Here is an 11,048-nt window from a genome sequence, read left to right as displayed (position 1 = left end):
CACGAATTACACGAATTACACAAATTAAATTAGTGTAATTATTAATTAGTGTAATTAGTGTAATTAGTGGTTTCATTCTTCACGCATACTCTCTCACATCCACCGGTACTACCCTTGAAACTCCTTGCTCAACCATGGTGATCCCATAGATGATATCTGTACTGGCAATTGTAAGTTTATTGTGGGTGATGATGATGAACTGTGAATCATGGGAGAACTTTTTAATGATGTTATTGAACTTACCAATGTTCGTATCGTCTAACGGGGCATCTACTTCATCAAAAATGCAGAAAGGAGCTGGTTTTAAAAGGTAAATGGAGAAAAGCAAAGCAATTGCAGTAAGCGCTTGTTCACCGCCCGAAAGTTGGTTGACGCTTAATGGCTTTTTCCCTTTTGGCTTAGCTATTATTTTAATGTCTGAATCTAACGGGTTATCTGGTACTGAAAGTACCAGGTCACAGCTATCTTCCTCTGAAAACAAAGACCGGAACACTTCTGTGAAATTTGCCTTTATTTTTTCAAAAGCATTTAAAAAAGACTCTGTAGCTTTGATATTGATCTCGCTTATGGTTTCTAATAACGAATCTTTTGCCTTGACTATATCATCGCGCTGTTCTATCAAAAAATCTATCCTTTTCTTTTGTTCCTCGTAAGCCTCCTTTGCCAATGGGTTTACAGAGAGCTTCAAACGGTCGTATTGCTCCCGGAGTTTTTCAACTTTTTCTTTTAATTCTTCTAAAGTCGTCCCGGGTAGCTCGGGAGCGCTTGGCCCCGCCAACTGGCGGGGTTTACCATGCTCAAGTCCTTTTCCCCCGCCAAATGGCGGGGCCATGCGCAAGTCGTCAATTTTAATATTAAATTCAACGGATAGCCTTTCTTTAACTTCAGTTAAATTCAATTTGATATCATTTAGCTGGCTCTGTAATTGTTGAATTAGATTGGTTGAATTTTCTCTTTTATGCCTGGTATCTTTCGCTTCCTTCTCTAATTTATCAATTTGCTCCTGCACGGAATAATATAATTGCTCTGACTTACTTAGTTCTGCCTGCAGCTTATCTTTTTCCTTATACATCATGATCAGATCATTCTCAATACTGTTTCCCCTTTCCTTTAATTGTTTTATTTCTATGTTAGTCTTGTTAATATCCAGGGTATTTTTTTCCAGCCTTTCTTTACTGCTTTCAAAGTCAGCATGATGGTGGATGATCTGTTGATCTATATTGGAAATTTTATTTTGCTTGTTAATAAATTCAATGTTGTGTTGATTGAATAGTTCCGACTTTTGTCTGAACAGTTCATTTTGTGTTGCTAATTCTTGGTTATAGCCTTTAATTTCATTTTCCTTTTCTTTAAGAATTTCTAATTCCTTTAGTTTTTTGTCATGGCTGATCTTTAGATCATTGATGTCTGATGCAAGGGTGTTTATTTCTTTTTGTAATTTGAGAAGGTTGTTTGCCTTATCAAGTCGTTTGCCATCAAACAATCCTATTGATCCGCCTGATATAGAAAACTTTCCTTTGGTTATTTTTCCATTTTGAGTAAGCAATATTGCATTGGCATGTTTTCCGGTTTTTTCTGTATCCTCAACAGGCAGGTCTTGCTGGTTGCCGGTAACAATATAAACATTGTCAAGGATATAACTGATAAGTTTCCTGAATTTGGGTTCATATTCCACCACATCTATTGCCGGTATCGTATTTGGGATGTTGGTTTTGGGAGTTGGTAAGTTTTCAAAGTAAGATAATACAAAAAAATGAGACCTTCCTTTTGCGGCTTCGCTCAGCAAATTGACAGCCTGTAATGCTTGCTGTGGTTTTTCTACTACATAATAGTTAAAATAAGGTTCAAGATAGTATTCTATGGCAATACGGTATTTTTCACTGGTAGTGAGTATATCAGAAACGAGAGGAACTTCTTTATCCCAGTGAACATTTTTCTTTAGAAACTTAACAGCTTCAGGAAATCCTTCGAGGTTATCTACAAATGATCTTGTTAAGTTAAGCTCATTTTGCTTTGCATCTAATTGACGGTTGCTTTGTGTGAGCTTTTCCCTGATCTGTTCAATTTCTTTTTCTTTGTTTGCTATTAAAGGGCTGCTGAGTGTATTGATTTTTTCCTGTAAATCGATAGTCTTTTTTTCCTGGGCTTTATAGTCTTCTTTTATCAATTTTAATTTCTGTTCCATTTCCGTTAATGATTCCCCTTCTGTTTCTTTTTCTTCACTGAGTCTTTTCTTCTCAGACTTGGCTCTTTCGTTGCTTTGAGTACCCTCGTCTATCTGTTTTTGGAGTTCATTTATTTTGGTATTTAAATATTTTAATCTTTCATTGCTGATGTTTTTGTCGTTCTCAAACTCACGAATTTTTTCTACGTGTTCATTAAATTTTTGCTGGTATGTTGATAAAGATTTTGCCTTGTCAACGTTCTCAAGCTTTATTTTTTCTATTTCAGCTTCTTTTTGAGCCAACTGTTTGTTATATTCCGCTTTCAGGTCATTTTCTTTGTTGATCTGTTTTTGAAGTGCATCAAATTTTTCGGTTTTTTCACGAGTAGTAATTCGTGCTAACGCGATGCTGCTTTCCTTATACTGTTCTTTTATTTTATAAAATCTCTCTGCCTGGTTAGCCTGTCTTTTAAATTCCTTCAGGTTCCTTTCATTTTCATAAAGTACATCTTTAATACGCTCCAGGTCCTGGTCGGTATCATCAAGTTTTTTTAGTGTCTGCTTTTTACGAGCTCTGAACTTTAAAATGCCGGCTGCTTCTTCAATGAGCTGCCTTCTTGAATTGTCCTTATCTTTTAAAATGTCCTTCACCATTGCAAGCTCGATAATGGCATAACTGTCTGGTCCGATGCCAGTGTCAAGGAATAGGTCTGTAATATCCTTTAACCGGCAACGGGTCCCGTTAAGCAGGTATTCGCTTTCGGATGCCCTGTAGTATTTTCTTGTGATGGTAACTTCTGAATATTCAACAGGCAGGATGTTTTTGGTGTTGGTGAAAGTGAGGGAAACTTCTGCCATCTGCTGTGCTTTACGGCTTTTGGTGCCGTTGAAAATGATGTCTTCCATCTTTTCAGAGCGCAGGATGCTGCTTTTATGTTCTCCCAAAACCCAGCGAATGGCATCAACAATGTTGGATTTACCACAGCCGTTTGGCCCCACGATCCCGGTAATATCACCGTCAAAATTAATGACTACCTTATCGCCAAAGCTTTTAAAACCTTTTAATTCTAATTTTGTTAATTTCATATACGAATAAAAAATGCTAATATACCCTATATTAGTATTTTATATTGGGTATCTAATTTACATTAATGGGGACAAAGTAAAAGACTATAATACTATTCTTATCAACAATTTTTCAAGAGGTTATCCACATTTTGATATTCTAAATAGCGAAGTCTTGAAAAAAAATTAGTATATTTATGGTTTAATAAATTTCTTTTTCACTAATTTTGCTGAATTACCAATTTCCTGATTTCCCACCCTTTCGGGTGGTCACCCGTTAGGGGTGTTATTTTCTAATTTAGGGCATCTCTAAAAACTACATATTTTTTAAAACACACCCCTTGCCCCTCTTGATAGAGGGGAATATATGGTGTAGTTTTTAGAGATGCCCTTTATCAAACATGGAAGATTATACCAAATATATCCTATACGCTGTTATAGCGATTTTATATATTTTATTTAAGGTTTTTAGAAAGAAGAAACCTGCAACTACAAATGATTCACCTTTACCCAATTCCCAGCCTGATGAACCATCCTATTCCAGCCGGTCAACAGAAGATGAAGAAGAGCCCTATGCTTCCCCAACAGAAACTGATGATGAACAAAGTACTTTTAAAGGTTCAGTTGGAGAGCTTTTAAAGGAGTTTATGGGAGGGCCAAAGCACGAAGAGTTTGATCCTGAATCCTTGGATCGTGAGGATGAACTTCGTGAAGAAATTCCTGACTCCGAATATCAGGATGAAGATAGTGAACCTGAAGAAATTGAAATCATAGCTGATCCTCCCCAAAAAACTTATGAAAGAGCAGGGGAAACCAGCCCCCCTGCCTCCCGCAATGCTGGCCCGATGTCCACTGGACATCGTCCTCCCCGAAAGGGGGACTTTACCACCCCAATTGCCAAAGGCAAAAGCGATGGCAAAGTCCCCCCCTTTGGGGGGGATTTAGGGGCTGATGCTTATAGTATTGAGGGGGAAGAAGAAAGCAAATATGCCCGAATCCTCAGGGACCCACAAAATGCAAAAGAGGCTTTTATTATGAGTGAGATTTTTAAGAAAAAGTATGAATAGCGTAGGCAGAAAACAAAGTAATACAGACGTTCCCACTCTGAAAAATACATGGCTACCTTTTACGTAAGAAATTAATTCAAGTCCCAGCTTTTTCTGATAGAAATAGGTGGTAGTTTCAAGGTTGGATACGTACAGGCATGTTTCTTTTATTTGGGTGAAATGCATGTTCTTCAAAATATAATTCAAGCGCCTCATCCAGATTTTTGATAGCATCCTGTTTTGAGGCCCCAAAACTTGAAACATCCACATTTATACACTGAGCAACATAATATTTGCCTTCTTTCCATACTACAATTACTTTTTTATCAGACAATTCCCTATTAGCCAGCTCTCTACGGGTTTCCAATACCAATTCTAACGCATCAAGCAAGTTTTCTTTTGTTTCTTTTAAAGTTTCACCTTGAGTATTAACCCCGGGAATTTCCTCAATATAAGCTATATAGCCGCCTTCTTCAGCTTCTTCAAATACAGCAGTTAATTTTAATTTAGATTTCATAATATTTTAAATATCTACAAAGATATAATAAATAATCTAAATTTAAAAATTACTAAAGTCAATAGAAAAAAGAAATTCAAACCTTGACTGCTGCAAATCAGGCAAATAAATATACCTCACACCAAGATCAAAAGGAAATAATAGCCTGAAAATATGCATATCTGCGGTGAGTTCAATACCGGTTGATTGATATGTATTGATTCCTGCAGGACTTTTCCCCTCTGCATAATCATAAAATAAATTAGCCTTTAGCCTTTTAATATAGACGATGGGGCCAATATTGAGGTCGGGATAGAGTACCGGCAGTTTGTAATCTATGGAAAATTTGTAGAGTGTAGAATCTTGTTTGACAGAAAAACATTTAGCAGGATTTTCTAATAGCACACCTCTTGGATAATTCAACAAATTTGAAAAAGCATAACAAGTGCCCATAGTGGTATCATCTTTGATCGGTTGTTTATAACCTCCAATCCTGACCTGATAACCACCATTGATCCTTATACTATGGTGCTTTAATATTCCAGGAAAAAATAACGATGTTTCAATAGCATAAGTTGTAGCTTTTAAAGAACTTTGAAAAGGGGTGTGGATATAATCCACAGAAATCTGCTGTCCCCAGCGAGGCGCTAAATCCTTGGATGAGGTTTTGATCTGTCTGTATGCAAAAAAGTTATAGTGCATGTAGTGAAGTAAACTGAGTAGTGTATCTGAAGATGGTATAATCGTATCACCAAAAATATCATAATAAGAATTGGGGGGTAATTTAGGTAATTTTTGTGCAAGCCAGCCAGTATTGATGCCTGCTTCAATACCTTGAATATATTTTCCATGAGTTAAATTTAACGGAAGTCTTAAACCAGTTGAAACATCATAAAAATCACTTCTGGGGTTATACCTTGCACCAATATCAACGATCGGATACCATCCCCGGTAACTGAAATTTGCAACATAACTACCAGTCCTGCCTGTATAATTATATTCGTATCCAACCGTGGTAAATGCCGTGCTTAACTTATTTTGAGATAAAAATGATATACCCGTACTAAATTCTTCATTATTAACATCTATAAATAGAGGAGCCCAACTATGAAAATTAAACAAATGCTGCCATTTCCTATATTTCCTGGTTTCATATTGTTTATCAGGTAAGCTGTCAAATATACTGCCGCTTTTCCCCATTTCCTGCTCAACAAGATGTTTATACAATTGAATGGAGTTGTTTTCAACATCTTCCAAAGGCCTCCAATCTTCAGGATTCAATTTCATTTCAACAACATCATAACCTGATGAGCTATAATCAGAATATGCCATTTTGCTTCCATCGGGTGAAATGCAGGCGTCATACGCTCCGAATTTGCTGGAGGTTACCTGGTAAATTGGATATTGGATGCCTGCCCCATAGAGAGGTACGAGCGTGTCGGGGTTGGATGTTGAGTTCGTGTTTAATTCAACAGCATAGATGTTACCAATACCGGAGTAGTTAGCATTAAAGAAAATATAGTTTTTGTGCATTACGGGCTTTGAAATATCATCAAAAGAGTAGGGGAGAAGTATTTCAAATTCTCCACTCTCAATATCTACAATTGCCAGGCTTTTCCCTTTATCATTCAACAAAATGGTAACAATATTTTTCCCGTCATCCGACCAGGTGGGCGTGAGAATAAAATCATTACCAGGGCTTTTAATTTGTTTTGACACTTTACCGGTTGCTGCATCCAGAATGACTAATTCATAATCATTGGTAGAGCTTACATTCACAGCAGCTATCCAGGCAGCATCCGGAGAAAGGGATGGAGCAAACAGCCGGGTTTTATGCGTAAGCGTTTTTAGTTTCTTATTAAAGAGATCATATTTTTTTATTACAGAATAATCCCTGTTTTCCCATCTTGGATCATACGTTCTTTCTGCCCAGACCAAAATGTTGTTTTTCACCGATAAAGTAACGGGAGTATAAAAGCCGGGCGTAAAAATTCTTTTCTCATTTCCATGCTCATCTATCATGATAAATTGGTTTATATCTCCAATCCCGGACTTATCAGCAACAATGGAACCATCATCAAGATATTGCGGAAATCTATAATTGGTATATGGCCCCGCCTGTTGGCGGGGCTCTGCGCTTTGCGTTATAGTTTCTCGTTTATTTATAGTTTTATTCTTTGTATAACTAAGCTCATTCATCTGCTCCTCCCATAGACTATCCAATTCAATGAATGTTTCTTTATACAATTTAGTTTTAGTGATGTCATAACTTTTTTTAACATGAGGGAATGAGAACCTTGCGACATTACTAATAAAATCATCCCAGATATTCGCACCATATTTTTTTCGTGCATTCGCAACAATAAGGTATCCAAGCCTGTAATGATTTGGAATATAATCCTTGTATGAGCCAAAAACAGCTTTATCATAAGAATAAATTTTTCGTTCCAGAACCTGAGAACGGAGTTCCATTTCAAAGCCGGGTATTCTACCCCTGCCGGTATTTGAAAGCGCGGTTTCTGCAGCCACAGCGTCTCCTTCCAGGAACCATAATGGAACAAACAAACCAAGAACAGCAGCCGTGGCTTGTTCACCCAAAAGATAATAAAGTAGTTTGGTAATTCCCTGGTTTAATTTATCTATCTGTACAACATGCCTGAATTCATGCAAAGCCAATTGGTCTAACCATGGCTGGGGATAGGTATTTTGAGAAGGCGTTGTATAAAATTCAATCCTTTTGGGCGCCCAAAGTACTACGGCATTAGAAGTGGAAGACTGATTGTGGATAATAACAGAAACCTTTTTTGGCTGGTAATTGAGTGAATTTGATGCATAAATATAAACCTGTTCTAAAGAATTTGCCAGGTGTTGTGCCTGGCCGCTGAATTCTTCAGGAAAAATGATTTGAAAATTTTCCGTATTTATTTGCTGCCATTTAGTACCGGCAGGGTCCTGGCCAAGGTCAAAATATTGAGCTATACACAGATTGCACAGATTTAATAAGATTACACAGATAATAAAAGATTTCACAGTTAATAAGTGAGTCCACTCTAAAAAGTAAAAAATTGAAAAGAAATCGTTTCTCGCAAAGACGCAAAGTTCGCAAAGGATTGAATATCAATTAGTTAAGTATATAACTTTGCGCTCTTTGCGCCTTTGCGAGAACCAAAAACACTTTTTAGAGTGGACTCATAAGTTTAATTTAGATTTATATGGTTGTAAGGTTGTAAAAATTTCTCAAAGTTTCAGCTTTTCTCTTTATATTTGCAACTTACAAACAGAAAAAATGTATTTAAATTGAAATATTTATAAACATTACGTCTCTTCCCCGAGTACGGGGATAAAAAATCTGTGTAATCTTATTAAATCTGTGTAATCTGTGTATAAAAAGATCACCACATTCGGAGAAGTTGATGAAAGAGCGCTGCAACAACTAAAAAATTGCTCGGAAAACGCAGACTATGCCGTGTTGTGTGCAGATCATCATCCCGGTTACAGCCAGCCGATAGGCGGGGCTATTGCCTATGAAAATCATATTAGTCCTTCAGGAGTGGGGTATGACATTGCCTGCGGAAATAAAGCTGTAATGACAGATATTGACGCAAAGGATATTGATCTCAAAAATGTGATGGATGAGCTATTCAAACAGATCGGTTTTGGAGTAGGCAGGCCAAATCCTAAGCCTGTAGATCATCCTGTATTTGACAAGATAGCAAAAGCTGAGTTTAAACCACAAAAAAAACTCTTAAACATTGCAAGAGCGCAGCTTGGTACGGTGGGTGGTGGAAATCATTATGTGGATCTGTTTGAAGACGATGCCGGCAAACTCTGGATCGGTGTTCATTTTGGTTCAAGAGGCTTCGGAAACAAAACCGCTAACGGTTTTTTAGCTCTTGCCCAAGGCAAGGAGTTTGGAGATAGAGTAAAAGATGTAGGCATGGACAGCCCGCCTGTTTTAATTGACGTCAGGAATCCTATGGGACAAGACTATATTGAAGCTATGCACCTGGCTGGCGACTATGCTTATGCAGGGCGGGATGTGGTAGTAAAAAAAGTGCTGGAAATACTGCGGGCGAAGTCGCTTTATGAGGTGCACAATCACCATAACTTTGCCTGGCGGGAGGAGCATTTTGAAAAAAAATACTGGATCATAAGAAAGGGATGTACCCCTGCCTACCCTGAACAAAAAGGGTTTGTCGGTTCAACGATGGAAGATATTTCGGTGATATTAGAGGGTGTTGACAGCGCCAGGTCAAAGGAGTCATTGTATTCAACGGTACATGGAGCAGGGCGCGTGATGTCAAGAAGAAAGGCTGCAGGAAAAACCAAATGGGTAAGGGGCAAAGACGGAATTAAAAGACCAATGATCGTTTCAAAAGGGTTGGTTAATTTTCCTGCTGTATTAAAAAGGATGAAACGCAAGGGCATTGAACTCAGGGGCAGCGGCCCAGACGAAGCCCCGGAAGTTTATAAATCCCTTGACCAGGTATTGGAATACCATAAAGATACCATAAAAATCCTGCACAAATTAAAGCCGATAGGCGTGGCGATGGCGGGGTTGGGGGTGTATGATCCGTATAAGGATTGAGGGGCTGTCTAAGTCGGCAGTCGGCAGTCGGCAGTCGGCAGTTGGCAGTCGGCAGTTGGCAGTCGGCAGTCGGTAGTCGGCAGTTGGCAGTTGGCAGTCGCCAGTCGGCAGTCGCCAGTTGGCAGTCGGCAGTAAGTAAGCATCAAGCAAATGATCTAAAGAATGTAAAAATGATAACACATGACTATCTTTCTATAATTCGCGGGATTTATAATTCATCTATTACAAAATTTTATTAAACCCAATAGTTATGAAAATTTCATACAATCCAAAACGCAATATTGCCTATATTCAGTTACAAAAATCTGAAACAACTGTAGTAAGCCATCCTTTAAGTGATGATGTTGTTGTAGATATATCTGCAGATGGAAAAATATTTGGAATTGAATTATTAAATGCGAATAAACAATTAAAATTAGATGCCGGAATGCTTCTGGTTGAAAATGAATTAACAGGAAAATGCCACAAGATAAATCTTTTAAAAATTTAAAACTATGGAGAAAAAAACGTTATTAAAAAATATACTCATAGAATTAGATAATATACCGGTGAATTATCTTAAAAATTTATATGAAATAATTCATACATTTCGTATATATGTTCCTCAAAAACAAATTGATATTGATGATGAAAAAGAACAGTATAATGATTTAATTTGGGATGAATTGATTGATGAAATATATCAAAACCGGGAGGATAATAATAAGAGACTTAACTCAGAAATCAATAATTTATTTTAACAAGGAGTAACAATTTGACACTTTTGTTTCAACAGAAAATTTCGTAGTTCTTTGACAGATAATTAAAATCAATTCAATAACTTGCATTACATATAATTTTGTATCTTTGCACTTTATATCTTGCTGAATTCAACCTCAAAAATATAAGACCATGAGAAAAATATTATTAATTCTATCAGGCATATTATTCTGTTTTACAGGTATAAGCCAATCCGTTTCACCGGAAGTTTATGCCACTTCAGGCGACCATTACACAGGAACCAATGCCCAATTAAGCTGGACAATTGGCGAGCCGGTAATTGAAACAGTTTCAAACACCAATAACATCATCACACAGGGTTTTCATCAGACAAACTATGATATAACAAGCATAAAAGAAAATCCTGATTTGGGTTTCAATATCTCAGTTTTTCCTAATCCGATTAGCAATACCTTACAGATTAACATTAACGGTGACGTTGATAATTCAAACCTGAAAATTGAATTAACGGATATAACCGGAAAAATATTAACAAATGAAAAAATTGCAGGTACTGTTATTACCTATCAACTCAATATGAGAGAATATGCCACAGGCAGTTACTTTTTAAAAATAACAACAGAAAAAGGCAAACTAATCAATTCATATAAAATTCAAAAAGTAAATTAAATTAACCCTGTCCCCCCGAGTACTCGGGGGGACAATAAAACTGTAAAACCATGAAAAAATTAACTTTAACATTCACAGTGGCAGCGTTCCTAACGCTCGGAGCGTTAGGAACGTTCGCCCAATCTCCCCAAGCCTTCAAATATCAGGCAATAGCGAGAGATAATACGGGTAACGTACTACCCAATCAAAAGATTGGATTGAAGATTAGTATTCTTCAAACAATCCCTGCAGGTACAGTAGTTTACAGCGAGACACATGCAGATACTACAAACCAGTTCGGGTTATTCAGCCTTGAGATTG

At 37.2% G+C, this 11,048-nt stretch carries 8 protein-coding genes and 3 pseudogenes; 7 read left to right on the top strand and 4 right to left on the bottom strand.

Translation table 11 applies throughout. The annotated features are described in order from the left end of the window. Window positions 1–79: 79 nt before the first annotated feature. Entirely contained in the window at window positions 80–3,250 is a 3,171-nt protein-coding gene (locus FVQ77_16325; protein MBW8051866.1) for an AAA family ATPase, read from the bottom strand. Between the two features lie 380 nt (window positions 3,251–3,630). On the opposite strand from FVQ77_16325, the gene FVQ77_16320 reads away from it, so the two are divergent. Beyond that, complete coding sequence (locus tag FVQ77_16320) at window positions 3,631–4,296, top strand: hypothetical protein (GenBank protein MBW8051865.1); 666 nt, start codon at window positions 3,631–3,633, stop codon at window positions 4,294–4,296. A gap of 9 nt (window positions 4,297–4,305) precedes the next feature. Here the strand turns inward: FVQ77_16320 and FVQ77_16315 are convergent. The 3 genes and pseudogenes from FVQ77_16315 to FVQ77_16305 form a co-directional block, all read right to left on the bottom strand. Then, window positions 4,306–4,461, bottom strand: a pseudogene (locus tag FVQ77_16315) (glyoxalase). Window positions 4,462–4,588: 127 nt separating this feature from the next. Then, window positions 4,589–4,792: pseudogene (locus FVQ77_16310) on the bottom strand (type II toxin-antitoxin system HicB family antitoxin). Window positions 4,793–4,834: 42 nt separating this feature from the next. After that, window positions 4,835–7,801, bottom strand: a complete 2,967-nt coding sequence (locus FVQ77_16305; GenBank protein ID MBW8051864.1) for a hypothetical protein — start codon at window positions 7,799–7,801, stop codon at window positions 4,835–4,837. A gap of 349 nt (window positions 7,802–8,150) precedes the next feature. Here FVQ77_16305 and FVQ77_16300 point away from each other — a divergent pair, with 349 nt between their 5' ends. The 6 genes and pseudogenes from FVQ77_16300 to FVQ77_16275 form a co-directional block, all read left to right on the top strand. Next, a complete protein-coding gene (locus FVQ77_16300; GenBank protein ID MBW8051863.1) occupies window positions 8,151–9,359 on the top strand; it encodes an RtcB family protein in 1,209 nt (402 codons plus the stop codon). Then, window positions 9,356–9,472, top strand: a pseudogene (locus FVQ77_16295) (6-phosphofructokinase). Before FVQ77_16300 ends, FVQ77_16295 begins: the two are co-directional and overlap by 4 nt. Window positions 9,473–9,609: 137 nt before the next feature. After that, window positions 9,610–9,849 (top strand): DUF2283 domain-containing protein, encoded by a 240-nt coding sequence (locus tag FVQ77_16290; GenBank protein ID MBW8051862.1) that lies wholly within the window; start codon window positions 9,610–9,612, stop codon window positions 9,847–9,849. A 4-nt stretch (window positions 9,850–9,853) separates the two neighbouring features. Then, on the top strand, window positions 9,854–10,099 hold the full coding sequence (locus FVQ77_16285) for a hypothetical protein (GenBank protein ID MBW8051861.1): 246 nt from the start codon (window positions 9,854–9,856) through the stop codon (window positions 10,097–10,099). 151 nt (window positions 10,100–10,250) lie between these two features. Beyond that, the gene (locus FVQ77_16280) at window positions 10,251–10,748 is read left to right on the top strand and encodes a T9SS type A sorting domain-containing protein (protein ID MBW8051860.1); all 498 of its coding nucleotides are present in this window, start codon (window positions 10,251–10,253) and stop codon (window positions 10,746–10,748) included. 50 nt (window positions 10,749–10,798) lie between these two features. Then, the coding region (locus FVQ77_16275) for a hypothetical protein (protein ID MBW8051859.1) at window positions 10,799–11,048 on the top strand (250 nt) is incomplete at its 3' end.

It is taken from the genome of Cytophagales bacterium (assembly GCA_019456305.1).
GTDB lineage: Bacteria > Bacteroidota > Bacteroidia > Cytophagales > VRUD01 > VRUD01.
The sequence above is the reverse complement of the archived record's forward strand: the minus strand, read 5'-3'. Positions and strand labels throughout refer to the sequence as shown.